Source organism: Ruegeria sp. HKCCA0370 (assembly GCF_013033705.1).
Classification (GTDB): domain Bacteria; phylum Pseudomonadota; class Alphaproteobacteria; order Rhodobacterales; family Rhodobacteraceae; genus Ruegeria.
Genome location: NZ_WQEP01000001.1, coordinates 1 through 14926 on the forward strand (window position 1 = coordinate 1; position 14926 = coordinate 14926).

At 56.3% G+C, this 14926-nt stretch carries 14 protein-coding genes and 1 tRNA gene; 5 read left to right on the forward strand and 10 right to left on the reverse strand.

Going from position 1 to position 14926, the window contains the following annotated elements; all coding sequences use genetic code 11:
- Positions 1 to 176: 176 nt before the first annotated feature.
- The 6 genes from GOW31_RS00005 to GOW31_RS00030 all read right to left on the reverse strand — a co-directional run bounded on the left by GOW31_RS00005 (position 177) and on the right by GOW31_RS00030 (position 4653).
- Positions 177 to 350 carry a hypothetical protein gene (locus GOW31_RS00005; protein ID WP_171167005.1) on the reverse strand — a complete coding sequence of 58 codons (174 nt, stop codon included), beginning with the start codon at positions 348 to 350 and terminating at the stop codon, positions 177 to 179.
- Complete coding sequence (locus GOW31_RS00010; RefSeq protein WP_171167006.1) at positions 347 to 1651, reverse strand: DUF6538 domain-containing protein; 1305 nt, start codon at positions 1649 to 1651, stop codon at positions 347 to 349. Before GOW31_RS00010 ends, GOW31_RS00005 begins: the two co-directional genes overlap by 4 nt.
- A 37-nt stretch (positions 1652 to 1688) precedes the next feature.
- Complete coding sequence (locus GOW31_RS00015) at positions 1689 to 1880, reverse strand: hypothetical protein (protein WP_171167008.1); 192 nt, start codon at positions 1878 to 1880, stop codon at positions 1689 to 1691.
- Between the two features lie 1034 nt (positions 1881 to 2914).
- Positions 2915 to 3439, reverse strand: a complete 525-nt coding sequence (locus tag GOW31_RS00020) for a ricin-type beta-trefoil lectin domain protein (RefSeq protein WP_171167010.1) — start codon at positions 3437 to 3439, stop codon at positions 2915 to 2917.
- An 18-nt stretch (positions 3440 to 3457) separates the two neighbouring features.
- Entirely contained in the window at positions 3458 to 4135 is a 678-nt protein-coding gene (locus tag GOW31_RS00025; protein WP_217356597.1) for a PEBP family protein, read from the reverse strand.
- Entirely contained in the window at positions 4132 to 4653 is a 522-nt protein-coding gene (locus GOW31_RS00030; protein WP_171167012.1) for a ricin-type beta-trefoil lectin domain protein, read from the reverse strand. The genes GOW31_RS00025 and GOW31_RS00030 overlap by 4 nt, the downstream gene beginning before the upstream one ends.
- A gap of 1230 nt (positions 4654 to 5883) precedes the next feature.
- Between GOW31_RS00030 and GOW31_RS00035 the strand changes: the two genes are divergently transcribed.
- Both GOW31_RS00035 and GOW31_RS00040 read left to right on the forward strand, forming a co-directional pair.
- Complete coding sequence (locus GOW31_RS00035) at positions 5884 to 6033, forward strand: hypothetical protein (protein ID WP_171167014.1); 150 nt, start codon at positions 5884 to 5886, stop codon at positions 6031 to 6033.
- A gap of 71 nt (positions 6034 to 6104) precedes the next feature.
- The gene (locus GOW31_RS00040; RefSeq protein ID WP_171167016.1) at positions 6105 to 7817 is read left to right on the forward strand and encodes an adenylate/guanylate cyclase domain-containing protein; all 1713 of its coding nucleotides are present in this window, start codon (positions 6105 to 6107) and stop codon (positions 7815 to 7817) included.
- Positions 7818 to 8010: 193 nt separating this feature from the next.
- On the opposite strand, the gene GOW31_RS00045 is transcribed toward GOW31_RS00040, so the two are convergent.
- From GOW31_RS00045 to GOW31_RS00060, 4 genes are all read right to left on the reverse strand, one after another.
- Positions 8011 to 9447, reverse strand: a complete 1437-nt coding sequence (locus tag GOW31_RS00045; RefSeq protein ID WP_171167018.1) for a hypothetical protein — start codon at positions 9445 to 9447, stop codon at positions 8011 to 8013.
- 227 nt (positions 9448 to 9674) lie between these two features.
- Positions 9675 to 9749, reverse strand: a tRNA-Gln gene (locus tag GOW31_RS00050).
- Positions 9750 to 9839: 90 nt separating this feature from the next.
- Positions 9840 to 10829 carry an NADPH:quinone reductase gene (locus tag GOW31_RS00055; RefSeq protein ID WP_171167020.1) on the reverse strand — a complete coding sequence of 330 codons (990 nt, stop codon included), beginning with the start codon at positions 10827 to 10829 and terminating at the stop codon, positions 9840 to 9842.
- A gap of 96 nt (positions 10830 to 10925) precedes the next feature.
- On the reverse strand, positions 10926 to 11387 hold the full coding sequence (locus GOW31_RS00060) for an SH3 domain-containing protein (RefSeq protein ID WP_171168601.1): 462 nt from the start codon (positions 11385 to 11387) through the stop codon (positions 10926 to 10928).
- A 198-nt stretch (positions 11388 to 11585) separates the two neighbouring features.
- On the opposite strand from GOW31_RS00060, the gene GOW31_RS00065 reads away from it, so the two are divergent.
- The 3 genes from GOW31_RS00065 to ggt all read left to right on the forward strand — a co-directional run bounded on the left by GOW31_RS00065 (position 11586) and on the right by ggt (position 14880).
- Positions 11586 to 12572 (forward strand): D-glycerate dehydrogenase, encoded by a 987-nt coding sequence (locus tag GOW31_RS00065; protein ID WP_171167022.1) that lies wholly within the window; start codon positions 11586 to 11588, stop codon positions 12570 to 12572.
- A 20-nt stretch (positions 12573 to 12592) separates the two neighbouring features.
- Positions 12593 to 12982, forward strand: a complete 390-nt coding sequence (locus GOW31_RS00070) for a GFA family protein (RefSeq protein ID WP_171114677.1) — start codon at positions 12593 to 12595, stop codon at positions 12980 to 12982.
- A gap of 110 nt (positions 12983 to 13092) precedes the next feature.
- Positions 13093 to 14880 (forward strand): gamma-glutamyltransferase, encoded by a 1788-nt coding sequence (ggt, locus tag GOW31_RS00075; RefSeq protein WP_171167025.1) that lies wholly within the window; start codon positions 13093 to 13095, stop codon positions 14878 to 14880.
- Positions 14881 to 14926: the final 46 nt, after the last annotated feature.

The following is a 14926-nucleotide window of genomic DNA, read 5'->3' on the forward strand; positions in this document are numbered from 1 at the left end:
AAATTTAGGAATCACACACGCCGACCATCGTTGTTGGGCCTTTACAAACGGACCCAGCGGACGTCCGCTTTGTCCGCAACTCGGTCGTTCGGTCATTATTCCGCTATGTCCGCTCCCGCAAAAAAAACAAAGTGAGCGCCCCCGGCAACCCGCTAGGGGCCGCCGAGGGTTGGATGTCAGGGTGGTCTTCGGTTAACGACATAGTCAGCCAACCACTGCCAGTAGGCTTCGGCATCCCGGAACCCTTGAGCCCGAGCAGCCAGATCTTCCGCTGTCTTACGGGTGCAACCACCATCGTATTCGGCGATAGCAGCCCGCTCCTCGAACGCATCAATGTCCGGGAACGTCATGCCGGGAGTCTTATCTGATCGACGATAGACCGACGTTGCTCGTCACTGATCCCTGCCGAGTAGATGCCGTAGGTAATCCCGTTCTCCGACCGTGCCGATTGGTGGCCAACCAGAGATGCGGTGAAGTGCTCAGGAACACCGGTTCTCTCACACTGGGTGATGAACCACTTGCGGGTCGAGTGAAACACCAGCCCCGGTCGATCAAGCTCCAGCCGTCGGCGCAGTCTCGCGAAGCCCTTAGTGACATGTGCCACGGTGAGGTCGGGGAACAGAGGACCAGATGATGGTAGCTGCCGGAACGTCTCATCCAGCGCCGGGTGGACCGGAACCAGTCGTTCAGCGGCGTCGGTCTTCAGCAGTCGCAGTTCATTGGGTCGAACATGCACGAAGCAACCGAGATTGCCCTTGGCCACGAGGTCTTCCCGGAGCAGCCCCACCGCTTCCCCCGCTCGCATTCCTGATAGCAGGCAGGTTAGCAGAACCGGATGCAATTCACGGTCATTGGCTCCCAGCAACCGCACGACTTCATCGTCAGTCGGAACCGCATAGGGTTGAGGACGCACCTTGCGATCGAAGGGCACTGTCCGGAACGGGTTGACCTCCAGATGCCCTTCATAGACCACCCAGTCGAGGAAGTGATTGACCTGCGACCAGATACGCCGCTGAGTTCTGGCTGTAATAGTCACCGCCCCACGAGACGAGTACGCGACTAACTGGTCCAGGGTCAGCCCTCGGGTCCTCTCTGACTTACCGATCATCGGAGACAGTTGGGCTATTGCGGACAGGAACTCTCGTCCGTCTGTTCTGGTCAGGCGGCAAACCGGCTGGTCACCATATCGGCTCGTGAACAACCCGACGGAGTATCGGACCGATTTAAACCCGCTGGGTCGAAGTTCATTACTACGCCGGGAAAGGTAGGCTCGGCTCAGGTCACGAACCGGCACCTTTACCGGTGCTGATGGTCTGATGAACTTGGACCGCTCCAGATTGCATCCAGAGTCCTCCAGAGTGGCCCGGAGACGGACGAGAGAAGTCTCTGGCTGGTCAACCCAATCAGGAACCTCAGCAGTGTTCTCTGGGGCAGACAGAGTCTCCTCTGCCTGAGCCCGCACCTGTTCAACCAACGTCTCGAACCGGGCATTGACTTCAGCGGCACGAACACGGGCTGTTCTGGGATCACTGGTTTTGAGGCTCTGCTTCAGGGCCTGAGCGCCCAGCGCGAGAGCGACGTCAACGGGATAGTTCCGTCTGAACAACCATGTATGGCCCTTCAGATAGGCATAGCGAATGTGAGCAGACATCAGTCTCCTCCTTTCAGATTTGGAATGTGGGATGGGTTCAGTTGGTTGAGATAACCCTTAGGATCATCTCCCGATCCGGTTCGCCGTAGGTACCAGCCAGAGGGCCGGTGACAGCAAAGCCGGTCACGCAGTCTTCGAACACCTCGTCTATGCGGAACAGATGTTCAGGGACGTCATCGAAGGCCTGGACGACCACGACGTCACCGGGGTTCAGCTCCAGCTCACTCATCGTCGGTCCTCCACGTCCAGAGGACCGCCAGCAGAACCAACGCCGAGACAGCGGGGTGGGACCGCGACACCACCCAGAGCATCGTCGTCAGGACGGCCTTGGGCGGTGGGTGCAAAAGAAAACCCCCGACGAGAACGCCGAGGGCAGACAGGTACTTCATGGATCAAACTCCTGCAGTTGCTTCCTTATTTAGATGCAGGAAGTTGCTCGATTTTCGGGACGAAGGAGCGAGTGATACCCGCTGGCTTGTCTGCGCGAGACACCTGCGTTAGCCTGAAACTCCCAAGGCGATTACTGGGTGAGGCCAGAGCAGGTCCATTGCACAGGGTTGAGTTCGCGGGGCAAAAAATGACTGATACTGAATGCAACTATCAACGGGTAGTTTCGGTTGAAGAAGTCAGGTGCGCCCTTGAAGAGGCGCAGTGCCAACACTGTGGCATAACCACTAATGAACTAAAGTCACACGGGGAGTTGCTTGAGATTTGCGGTGAGGAACTTTGCTCCGACATCTCAACGGGCAAGAAAACGTTCATCACGATTGCACTATGCCCAAGCTGTCATGCGCGGGCACACCAAGACGCTCAGAACAAGCACAACCCCTGCCAGATAAAGGCTCGGTGGAGCCGAGAAGGCCTAGCGTAGCGGTTTGCCGGGGGTGTTCACTTTGCATTCTTTTTTCCAAAGCGGACTTTGGTTGAGGGCCGGCTGAATGACCGAGTTGCGGGACAAAGCTGTCGTTCTCTGCGAGTGCAATATTTGGAGCAAGGCTGAGGACAAGGCCACAGAGCCGCCGTCCGCTGCTAGAGCAGCACTAGGCCTCAGCAATGACGACAATGCACAGGAAGCGGACTTTAGACAAAATACGCGATGATATGGAACCCTGGACAGCGGCTATGCGGACAAAGCGCCAATTCGGGGTGCTTGATCCAATGTCGGCATTTCGAAAGCGCGAACGCTGACGATACTTACAGAAAACTGCACAGAATCTGGTTGTCGGCCACAAAAGCACAATTTGGGTGCTTCCTTGACCCCTGTCAGTCCGCAGTGCGATTAGACCAGGTCTGATACGCCGCTTGTTCTTCAGAGCACGCCTGAAGCGTTATTGCGATCATCTGGTTTTCCTCGCTGCGACCGGTTCTGGTCTCGCCCGTCAGGGTTAAACACATTTCTGGAGCAGACGCAGGGGCTATAGTGCCTTCGCCGTCAAAAACCCAACTTTGGGCTGTGGAGCCATCACAGGCAGCTAGTTCAGCGGGCGCATCGGCCTCGGTCGACGTAGCCTGCATGCAGACGTCAAACTCAGGCATAAAGAGGACACCGTCCGCGAATTGCTCTGGATCAAACGCCTGATCGACCAGCACTTCGCCGAGCGGGCTGTAGCAGGTGTGCGCTTGAAGCCCATCTTCGGGATTGGCAGAAGCGCCTTTACCTTTTGCTATGTCGATACAATAACCATTCTGAATGTTGTCGAGCATATCAACGACATAAATTTCGACGTTTTCCGCATGGGCCATCCCGGTGCTTAAAACAACAATGGTCATGAGGGTTGATTTCAACATGTTGATTGTCCTTGGGTGTTAGTTGACGGTCAAACGGCACAAAACGGTGTTGCTCTGTTCCAAATCCGGGCCCCAGATCAATTCGGCGGACGCATCCCAAGAGATTTCATCATACCCGAATTTTGGGTCGACTTCAGCCTCAGAAAAAACGCTTGCGCTTGCCCAAGACGATACGTCGAAGTCAGCACCATCCCAGCCTGCGGGTTCTTCGCTGGCATCAAATCCACACGGGGCTGTGCCTGCCACGGGATCGTTTTCGTTTTCGCAAGTTTTATCTAGTGGTGCGGCATGGATCACATGGCATCGCCAGTCAGCATTGCTTACTACCACAGTCGCGCCAGAGGCATCCCTGATTTGCATGATCACGCCACCGTCGCCCATTTGCTGACGACGGGTGCCGATATACTCCAGTCCTGTGTCATCCTCCTTAAAGTCCTTGGCCACAAGACCCAGCACAAAGGGGCGCTCAGCCGTGAAATCAAAGCTCTCGGCGTTGAATGAGCGTTCCGTCGTGATCGGCACGCTGTCTTCAGCAACTTGGGTGCCATTTACACGCAGTTCGAACCAATTGTCGGCCCAGACATCCGCAGAGAAGGTCTCGGCCTGTAGGGCCACGGGCGCCGCAAAGAACAACGCGGTTACGGAAATTGTTGGTTTCAGTAAACGTCTATTTGTGGAGTCGTCATCGCGTCTCATTTCAGAATCACCCATTCCTTGAGCGCTTCAGGAGTTGTCACGCAGTCGGTCAAAACGAGCGCCCGTGACATGTATGGCCCGGCAGATTGGCTGTGTTGGCCAACGGAAACACAAGTGGTTTCGTCGTCTGATGTACGAATAGCGCGACTCTCAGGATCGTATACGAACTTCTGGTCAGTTGCGGTAGGATCGCAGAAGACGAGGGCGAACGTGCTTTCCTCGTTGGGTTGATGCGACATACAATATTCCGAGAATGCGACCGATTGAATATTTCCTGTTTTGGTATCGAACGAAAACTGCACGTCGCCGCCTTCCGGTTTGCAGGAATGTGCTTGCAGTCGCTCGGCAAATCCTCTGCCAAGCGTGTCAATGCACCAACCGAGGTCGTCTTGTTCGTCAAGGTTGTCGGCCAAGTAAATGACGGGAGCGGGCGTTTGAAGCTTCGGTGAATCGGCAAGCGCAGGCGCGGCAATGAATGCAAATGCCAAAATGGAATTGAATAGGATATCAGGTTGCATGGGCAGTGCTCCGTTTCAATGCTCGGTGCGATCTGGTTGCGAGGGTCAAGCGCTTCACCGCAAAGTTTTCAACTCAAGGGCCGCGTTGACGGTGGCGAGGCATCGCCCCACGCAATTGGGTTCGGCGTCAGTGTCAGGCGTTCTAACGGGGTGTACCCCGCGACGGCAAGCGTCTCTAATGTTTCTACGGTAAGCAAGCTCATCCCAGAAAAGACAACCAATGCGATGAAAGGTAGTAATCGTGCGCGGCTGGACATTTTTTCTCCGTTGTCTGAATTAGTACAACGGCTGATTAGTTAATTTCCGTCGCATTTATTTCTGGAGCTGGAAACCGACATTTATGTATGTCGCCGCACTGGTCTCTTTGGGCTCGATACGGTCATTCGCCGTTGTCCGATCGAACGTCTGCTTCTACGCCACTGGTCAGCCACTTCATCAATGTCAACAAACGGTCGTCAGCCGGTCGGCCTACCCGCGCTCGAATTCAATGGTAGCGGTTCACTTGGCGTTGCATCTGGATGCAATGACGCAAGATACGCACAACTGGGTGGATCATGGTTACTGCGTGTTCGGTGCGAGTGTGCCAGGTATTTGAAGCCTTACGAAGCATTGCGACCTCCCATTGATGACGTCACGTTAACCTGGATGAACGAGAGGTCCTGTGAACTGGGACACAGAGCGCCATTACAAGTTTCTGCCACCCGCCAGCACCAGCTACCAGTCTTCAGCACCCGGAACGTCTCGTCAGCGGTCGTCTCAGCGCCAGTTATGGGTTCTCTAGCGGTCTAGTAAGCTCTGTCCCGCCAGCGGCAGTGAACGATCGATCTAGCGATCAAAATGCCCAGTGCTCACTGTTAGAAATGCCCCATGCTGACCCGCTGACGCTCCATTCCGCCCGTCGCTTCGCTAAGCAGAATGCCCCCGAAACCACCCCAGTTTCTCAGGCTAGTGGGAAAAGTTGATAGGTTTCATCGGTCGGCAAGGTTTCCTACCACCCCAGCCAGTTCATCAGAACATCGTTACTCCGATACCTGTTGACACCGTTTGCTGCGGAAAATGCCCCCCTTTATGCCCCAGTGGTTTCGGGTGTTCTGACGTCCTCTTTCCTAACCTCTAGCGGGGGTTCTATGGGGGTGGGGAATAGGTATAAGTAATGAATAGAAACCGGAGGATAGAGAGACCCGAGTATCCTCGTTCCTGATTCATAATACATAGAGGGAGGAGGAGGTTATGGCGGAGATAGAGAACCCATGGCACTCGCGGCCGATCGACGTTCACCGCTGGTCGGATCATCCGGAGGTGGCAGAGTTGATCGACCGCATCTGGCATGATCTCCAGCATGGAATGGATTTTGAGAGCAGTTTGGGACTTAGGGATTAACGCTCAAAGGCAAAGTTGTCGGGCTGACAGAAGTTGAGTGTCGCGCTAAGTTCCTCAAAACGGGGGAACGAATGGACAGACGGCTTACCACAGTGCTTGCGGCGGACATCGTCGGATATTCAGCACTGATGGATCATGACCGTGAAGGTACGATTGCTGCGCTTAGATCATTCCGTGAAGATACACTTCAGTCGCTGCTACAAGCCCACAGGGGGACATTGATCAAAAGCTTGGGCGACGGTTGGATTGCCGAGTTTAAGTCCACATCAGACGCTGCAGATTGCGCTATTGCATTACAGTCAGCGCAGAAACCAGAGAGCATCAAGCTTCGAATTGGCATGCATACTGGCGAGGTCGTTACAGAAGGCGATGACATTTTTGGTGACGGAATAAATGTCGCCGCTCGTCTCGAAGCGCTAGCCGAACCGGATCAGGTTTTGATATCGGACACATCTCACAACAGTCTTGACCGAGGTGACGCATCCAAATTCGATGGCGGTGAGCAGACAGAACTCAAAAACATCACGCGCCGCATTGGTGTTTGGTGCTGGCCAAAGGGCACTTTTGCCAATCTGTCAGAAAAGGCAGATGTCAGACCCGGGATTGCAGTGCTGCCATTCGACAATATGTCTGGTGATCCCGAACAGGAGTTTTTTGCGGACGGCATCACCGAAGACATTATCACAGAGTTGTCTCGTTTCCGTTGGCTGATGGTCGTGGCAAGAAATTCATCTTTTACATTCAAAGGAAAAAGCACGGACATACGCGAAGTGGGTCGCATTCTTGGAGTGCGCTACGTTCTCGAGGGTTCAGTCAGACGAGCAGCTCAACGAGTCCGCATTACAGGGCAGTTGATTGATGCGGAAGACAACAGTCATCTCTGGGCAGACCGCTTCGACGGCGTGCTTGATGATATTTTTGACCTTCAAGACAAAGTAACGCTGGAGGTCGTAACCGCGATTGAACCGTCTTTAAGGCACGCCGAAACTAACCGAGCGCGGGCAAAACCTACGGAAAATTTGGAAGCTTATGAACTATATCTTCGAGCACAATCGCATTTCCATCTTTTAACGGATCAAGACAATCGAGAGGCCATACGTCTGACAAACCTCGCATTGAGGCGTGATCCAGAATACGCATCCGCGTCAGGGCTGTTGGCTTGGTTGCATATTCAACGAATGGTTCAAGGGCTTGAGCCAATTGGTGAAGGGCCGAAAGAGGCTATTAAGGCAGCCGAGCGGGTTCTGTTGAGCGATCGTGCAGACGGCATCGCGTTGGCGTACGCTGCGCATTCAATCTCTATGCTGGCGCGAGACCTGCCACGCGCGCGGGTTGCTTTCAAACAAGCTCTTGAGCAAAATCCAAATGCCGCAACGGTCCATATGCTGGGCTCCATCAACCTTTTTCTTCTTGATCGTCCAGAGGAAGCACTAAGTCACGCGGTTCAATCTGTTGAGCTCAGCCCTCACGATCCATTGCGCCACGCTGCTTACCTTGCTCAGGCTAGCGCGCTTTTTCACCTTGGGCGTTATGAAGAATCGGCTAAGGCTTGCCGAGAAGCTTTATCTGTACGCTCAAACTTCGTAATGAGCCATCTTATGCTGATTGCTGCTTTGGGACACCTCACCGATGATGCTGCAGCTCGCAAAGCGGTAGCGGACCTTCAGACGTTGCGCCCGGGCCTGACTGCAGCCTCAGCGCAGACACAAATGCCAATATTCACTGTTCCATCCTGTGCAGATAGTTGGCGCGAAGGTTGGTTAAAAGCAGGGTTGCCAAAATGAGTATCCGTAGCGTTTTTGCAAAGGCTTTAGCTTCGCACCGCTCCAAGTGAACGTCAGGTCACAAAATTGAAGATGAAAGAACTGAATGAGCACAGCAATAGCTTCCTGTGACTTCACGGAGTGTTAGAAACTGATTTATCCACAATTCAACCCTTCGTCTGTCCGATAGCTCGGCCCACTTGTTTCTGCAGCGTCAATTTTGAGCTTCGGACGGCACCACCTCTCGCCCAGTTCTCCGTTCATGTTCCGCCAATCGTTGAAGATACGCCTCGGACCGGGCCGTCTGCCGCCATATCACATAATCTTTCACATGGTCGGCATTGGGATCGGCTTGTTCGTCCAGCCCGTAGAACTTGTTCGATGTTGGTAACGGTGCACCGGCCACTTCCGCTGACGCCTCGGCCATAACCCGTTTCAGTTCGCCCACCCGGGTATAGTCGATGATAAAACTGTCATGCACGGACAGGACTGGCACTGCCTGATCGCAGAAATAACGATGAACGCGCTCCGCTATCTGACCATCAAGGTTCATCAACTGGATACCTTGATCCGCGAACAGAAAGTCCTCGATGTGAGGGGTCTTCTCCAGGAATCCCTTCAGTAACTTATCCAGTTGTTCGTTAGTCAGCGTCTTGCCTGCGTGGCCGGTTGGGTATTCGCTTCGAAACGCCCGGAAAGCAGCATCCCTAGAACCAGCGTTTATCGCTGTGAGTACAAGCCGCTTGATAAATTGACGCTGTAGCACTGGAGGTAGCCATGCACCCAGTATGTCGGGCAACTCATAGGGATCGCCGTCAAGTTCTTTTCCTGCTCGAAGGCTGAGCAACGAGACATGGAGACTGCGGAAGTCCACCTCGACGACGGGCGTATCGTTGATGAAGATCTTTGACCTCCAGTCACTGTTGATCTGCTGCCACCAACCACCATGAAAGCGCCCATTCAGGTTGAAGTTCGAACGACTGAATATCCTGCGGGTAAGCTTGTGATGATGGTCGGTGGTGACATCATCGACCCTTGGTTCATCCAATATAGGGATATCAATGAAAGCATCAGCGATTACTTGGTTATAGCGCTCAAGTTCAGCCCGCATTCTGATGATCTCGTCGGTATCCTCGTACTCGACCAGTGCCTCTGCGTTGTCGCCTCTGAGAATGATGATTTCTTCACCTTCGACCCGACCAACGTCATCTCGTCTGAATGCCACTTCGGCGAACCACCCCTGGAGCACCTCGGAGGCTCGTATCCTCGTCGTTCTGTTCCCCCGGGCGAGAGGACCCGAGTAACTGCCCTTTGCAACATCCAATAGTCCTGCTTCGATTAGGGGGCGAATGATCAGGATGATCTTCTTGGATATATGGATCGCGTTATAGCGGGAAGACGTGTCCCAGTAGTTCGAGGACATAGAGACGCCGATAGACAGTTCCGGGTCTTCCAACCAAGCGACATACAGGTCTAGAACCAACACCCGCAGTTGATGCCTGAATGCAGTCTTCGGCTTCGGTCCGGACGTCTGATCACTCGGCAGGTAGTCGTCCCAGATGCGGTCGACCAAGTCAGCGACCTCGGGGTGATCCGACCAGCGGTGAACGTCGATCGGCCGCGAGTGCCATGGGTTCTCTATCTCCGCCATAACCTCCTCCTCCCTCTATGTATTATGAATCAGGAACGAGGATACTCGGGTCTCTCTATCCTCCGGTTTCTATTCATTACTTATACCTATTCCCCACCCCCATAGAACCCCCGCTAGAGGTTAGGAAAGAGGACGTCAGAACACCCGAAACCACTGGGGCATAAAGGGGGGCATTTTCCGCAGCAAACGGTGTCAACAGGTATCGGAGTAACGATGTTCTGATGAGCTGGCTGGGGTGGTAGGATTCGAACCTACGATACACGGTACCAAAAACCGCTGCCTTACCACTTGGCTACACCCCAACGGTGAGCGGCTGTCTACGATTGTTGTTGGCAGGGATCAAGAGCGTTTTGTCAAAAAAACTCAGGTTGAACAGATTTTTTTCAGGGCGGTCATTTGGTGTCGATCAACACGGCTCCGGTCCGGTTTCCATCCTGCACCATTGCATGCGCAGACGCGCATTCCTCAAGTGCAAAGACCTTTTGAACAGGGCAGGTCAAAGCGCCATCCGTCAAGGCCTTGTGAAGGGTCTTCACGGCATTGGTACGAAGATCCGGAGGAAGAAGATAAATCAAAATGGTCTCAAGCGTCATGGCTTTGAACATCATCGGTCCGAACGGAAACACGGGGGTCATGTCTTGGGCAGAGCCATAGGCGTTGATGCGACCGTTCTCGGCAATGACCGTGGCGTTTGTTTGAATATTCCGGCCGAATTCGACGTCGATGATTCGGCCGATTGTCTTTCCTTCATTTGCATCGAGAATTTCGGTGGAAAGATCCTCGCTGGCGTAATCAATCACGATATCTGCGCCGGCTTCCCGGACCCGGTCAAAGTTGCGAGGGCTGGCCGTCGCGATCACGCGCGCGCCTGCCCATTTGGCAAGCTGAACGGCCAGAAAGCCGACGGTGCCAGCGCCACCGTGTATCAAGATCGTTTGCCCATCGGGACGGCCGCCTGAAAACACCGCGTGGCAGGCGGTAAGACCGGGAATGCCCAGAATCGCGCCGGTCTGCAACGACACTGCATCCGGCAGAGCCACAGCCTGGGCATCGGGAAGGGTGATGTGGCTGGCGGCGGTGCCGAAAGGGCGTTGCCATTGCCCGTTCCAGATCCACACGCGTTGACCGATCCGAGATGCGGAAACTCCGTCGCCAATGGCCGAGATCACACCGGAGCCGTCACTGTGCGGGATGATCAGGGGGAATGGGGGTTCTGTCACGCCCGGTCTGGTCCCGGCACGGGCTTTGACGTCGGAAGGGTTCACTCCGGAAAAGGACAGCTCTACCGTGACCTCGCCCGGACCCGGCGGGACCGGAGGGAGGTCCTGTATCCGCAGGACATCGGCGGGGTTTCCGAAGGTGGAATATGTAACTGCGCGCATGATCGCCTCCGTTTTGGTCGAGTTTCACAGCATAACGGCGGGAAACTCAAACACCTTGTCGCGTGTCCGCAACGCGGGGGCAGGTCGGCCCAGTGGTTATTCGCGAATCTCGGACGGGTCGACCCCCCATAGGTTCGACTTCAAGGTCCAACCCCGATACCCGCCGGCGGTGATCCGGCACCAGTCCAGCGAACAGGTTCCCAGTCGGGCCACGACCCCGGATTCGAAATGCGCATTCACGGGCGAGGTCGGATCGGGTCGGGCATAGACAGGCAACATTTCGGCTTCAACCAGCACTGTCCGAACACCCGACAACAGGGCGTAGTGAACCCAGCCTCCAGCGCCGTCGCGGTCCTGAACCCGTCGCCAGTTGCCGTATTCGGCAGTGACCTGAAGCGGCATTCCGCGCCGTTTGAACACCCAGTCGATTCGATGCGTCAAAGAAGGCCCGCGTCTTACGTTGCCTTCTGCCGCTTTCATCGAGACATAACGGGGCAGGGGGAGGTTGGTGACCGGTCCACGTTTCACGTCGGCAAACGCAGCCCATGCGCCGAACATGATCAGAAATACGGATAGTGTCGCCAGACAACGGCGATTTACCGGTCGAATACCACTCACTGACTGCCTGCTCTTATGCCTGTTGATCCGGTTCCGAAAAAAGGTGGACTCAATGCCAAAGGGGTTCTTGTGCCCCGCCTTTTCCTGCGCCACGATGCCATGGCGCGCGTCCGTTTGCAAAGCAGTGGGAGGGCCGAGGTGCCAAGAGAACGTTTGAGTGTTGTCGTTACGCGACGGTTGCCCGAAGCGGTCGAAACACGTTTGAGCGAGTTGTTTGATGTGCGCTTGCGCGACGATGACACTCCGATGACGCGCGAAGAACTGGTGGCCGCAGTGCAGGACGCCGATGTCCTGGTGCCTACGGTAACGGATGCGATTGATGGCGGTCTGCTGGGGCAGGCGGGCGAAAGGCTTAAGCTCATCGCCAATTACGGTGCCGGTGTCGACAATATTGACGTGTCCACCGCGCGCCAGCGTGGGATTCTGGTGTCGAACACGCCTGGGGTTCTGACCGATGACACCGCCGATATGACCATGGCCCTGATTCTGGCGGTTACCCGACGCATTCCCGAAGGTCTGAGCGTGATGCAGCAGGGAGATTGGTCCGGCTGGGCGCCCACCGCTTTTCTGGGAGGCCGTATCGGAGGTCGTCGTCTGGGCATTCTGGGCATGGGCCGGATCGGGCAGGCGGTGGCGCGGCGTGCGAACGCGTTTGGAATGCAGGTCCATTATCACAACCGTCGCAGGCTGCGCCCCGAGACCGAGCAGGAGCTGGAGGCAACATATTGGGAAAGCCTCGATCAGATGGTCGCGCGGATGGATGTGATCTCGGTCAATTGCCCCTCAACGCCGTCGACCTTCCATCTGATGAACGCACGTCGTCTGAAACTGATGAAACCTTCGGCAGTGATCGTCAACACGTCACGTGGTGAAGTCGTGGACGAAAACGCCCTGACCCGGATGATCCGCGCAGGTGAAATTGCGGGGGCGGGGCTGGATGTCTACGAACAGGGCACTGACGTGAACCCGCGTCTGCGGCAGCTGCCCAATGTGGTTCTGTTGCCTCATATGGGATCAGCCACGCTCGAGGGCCGGGTGGAGATGGGCGAGAAGGTCATCATCAACATCAAGACCTTCGAAGACGGCCACCGCCCGCCGGATCAGGTTGTGCCAGCGATGCTGTAGCGCTCTGGAAAGGAGCAGGAATGGACGTCTATGAAGGAGGGTGCCGTTGTGGAAATCTGCGCATCTGGGCTTCGGGTCGCCCATTGCGGGTCGGAATCTGTCACTGTCTGGACTGCCGCAAGCATCATGGCGCAGTGTTCTATGCGGCGGCCGTTTTCCCGGAAGACAGAATAGAGGTTTCCGGCGAAGCGCGTGGTTATGCTGACAGGTTCTTTTGCCCCGTCTGCGGCTCTCCGGTCTTTGCGCGCAGCGGAACCGAAGTGGAGGTGCATCTTGGATGCCTTGATGTGCCAGATCAGTTGACGCCAACATATGAAAGCTGGGTCACCCGGCGTGAAGCGTGGTTGCCCGAGTTCCGCGGTATGACCCACTATGATCAGGATCGATTGGTAGGCGACGCAAAGCCTTAACGCGTGCTGCGGACGTCGGCCATGTGTTGATGGCGTGCAGCTTGGACTTGTTCAGAGCGTGTTCGGCGCGCAATTTTGATAGTCAGGGATGTATTGGAGGATTTGATCAGATGAGACGTGTTTCAGTTCTACTGTTTTCTGCATTTTGTTTTGCTGCTCCGGGGGTCGCTCAGGAAGCGGCCGATGCCGTTGCCCCCGAAACGGCCACGGAAGGGCAGGTACAGGCCATGACCGACGAGGTCATCGCGGCGCTTGAGGCCAAACTGGATGGCGTTCCGGTCACGTCCCAGAACTGGATGGTTGCCGCGGCCAACCCGCTGGCGGTGGAGGCCGGCGCCAGAGTATTGCGCGCAGGTGGGTCTGCCGCAGACGCCATGGTTGCGGTGCAGGTCGTGCTGGGCCTGGTCGAACCGCAATCCTCGGGCTTGGGCGGCGGTGCGTTTCTGGTCTGGTACGATGCAGCGACCGGTCGGATGACAACTCTGGACGGGCGAGAAACGGCGCCGCTGGCGGCCACACCGACCCTGTTTCAGGACGAAAACGGTGAGCCGCTGAAATTCTTCGATGCGGTTGTCGGTGGGCTGTCCGTGGGGACGCCGGGCACACCTGCCTTGCTGGAAGAGGCACATCGCCGCTGGGGGCGTTCCTCGTGGCCCGGATTGTTTGCCGATGGAATCCGGTTGGCGGATGAAGGGTTCCTGGTGTCCCCACGTCTGGCCAGCCTTGTTGAAAACGATGCCGAGCGCCTGTCACGCTTCCCGGAAACCGCTGAATATTTCCTGCCGGGGGGCGCACCGCTGCAACAGGGGCAGCGCCTGATGAACCCAGCTTATGCCGAAACTCTGCGTGTGCTGGCCCGCGATGGGGCGGCCGGTTTCTATGGCGGTGAGATTGCGGCAGACATCGTGCGCACGGTTCGCAATGCTCCGGGCAATCCCGGTGTTCTGTCCGGTGCGGATCTTGCGCTGTATCAGGTGATCGAGCGCGAGCCGGTTTGCACGGAATACCGCGCCTATGAAGTCTGCGGCATGGGCCCGCCGTCGTCGGGTGCGCTGACCGTGGGGCAAATTCTGGGGATGCTGAACGGCTATGATCTGGCGGCCATGGGGCCGGAAAGCGCCGAGGCCTGGCGGTTGATCGGGGACGCTTCGCGCCTCGCCTTTGCGGACCGCGGCCGGTACATGGCCGACAGCGATTTCGTGCCCATGCCGACCAAAGGGCTGGTTGATCCGGCCTACCTGTCGCAACGAGCGGAATTGCTGAACACCGAAGGCGCGCTGGCAGATGTCGGGCCCGGTCAGCCGGAGTTCGACCACGCGCTGAACTGGGCGGATGATGTGTCGCTGGAGCTGCCTTCGACCTCGCATATCTCGATTGTAGACAGCTATGGCAACGTGCTGTCGATGACCACGACCATCGAAAACGGCTTTGGCTCACGCCTGATGACGAACGGGTTCCTTCTGAACAACGAACTGACGGATTTTTCGTTCAAGACCCACAGCGATGGTGTGCCGATCGCCAACCGACTGGAGCCCGGAAAACGCCCGCGTTCGTCCATGAGCCCGACCATCGTGATGCAGGATGACGCGCCGGTTCTGGCGATTGGCTCGCCGGGCGGCAGTCGGATCATCGGCTATGTGGCCAAATCGATCATCGCATGGGCCGACTGGGGTATGGATGTGCAACAAGCCGTGTCGCTGCCGCATCTTGTCAATCGTTTCGGAACATATGATGTCGAGGCCGGGACCTCTGCCGAAGGCTTTTCCGACGGGCTGACCCAGTTTGGGTTCGAGGTAAACCCGCGTGACCTGACATCTGGCCTTCACGCCATCGAAATCGGCGACGGGCTGAGCGGTGGTGCCGACCCCCGTCGCGAGGGTATTGCGCTGGGCGAATAGGGCCTTGGTATTTGTGGGGATTGCCCGCACGTTGCGGGCCCTTTAG

Coding starts and splice junctions, on each gene's coding strand:
- GOW31_RS00005 (WP_171167005.1), bottom strand. CDS start 350: ATGACGTTCCCGGACATTGATGCGTTCGAGGAGCGGGCTGCTATCGCC.
- GOW31_RS00010 (WP_171167006.1), bottom strand. CDS start 1,651: ATGTCTGCTCACATTCGCTATGCCTATCTGAAGGGCCATACATGGTTG.
- GOW31_RS00015 (WP_171167008.1), bottom strand. CDS start 1,880: ATGAGTGAGCTGGAGCTGAACCCCGGTGACGTCGTGGTCGTCCAGGCC.
- GOW31_RS00020 (WP_171167010.1), bottom strand. CDS start 3,439: ATGTTGAAATCAACCCTCATGACCATTGTTGTTTTAAGCACCGGGATG.
- GOW31_RS00025 (WP_217356597.1), bottom strand. CDS start 4,135: ATGAGACGCGATGACGACTCCACAAATAGACGTTTACTGAAACCAACA.
- GOW31_RS00030 (WP_171167012.1), bottom strand. CDS start 4,653: ATGCAACCTGATATCCTATTCAATTCCATTTTGGCATTTGCATTCATT.
- GOW31_RS00035 (WP_171167014.1), top strand. CDS start 5,884: ATGGCGGAGATAGAGAACCCATGGCACTCGCGGCCGATCGACGTTCAC.
- GOW31_RS00040 (WP_171167016.1), top strand. CDS start 6,105: ATGGACAGACGGCTTACCACAGTGCTTGCGGCGGACATCGTCGGATAT.
- GOW31_RS00045 (WP_171167018.1), bottom strand. CDS start 9,447: ATGGCGGAGATAGAGAACCCATGGCACTCGCGGCCGATCGACGTTCAC.
- GOW31_RS00055 (WP_171167020.1), bottom strand. CDS start 10,829: ATGCGCGCAGTTACATATTCCACCTTCGGAAACCCCGCCGATGTCCTG.
- GOW31_RS00060 (WP_171168601.1), bottom strand. CDS start 11,387: ATGTTCGGCGCATGGGCTGCGTTTGCCGACGTGAAACGTGGACCGGTC.
- GOW31_RS00070 (WP_171114677.1), top strand. CDS start 12,593: ATGGACGTCTATGAAGGAGGGTGCCGTTGTGGAAATCTGCGCATCTGG.
- ggt (WP_171167025.1), top strand. CDS start 13,093: ATGAGACGTGTTTCAGTTCTACTGTTTTCTGCATTTTGTTTTGCTGCT.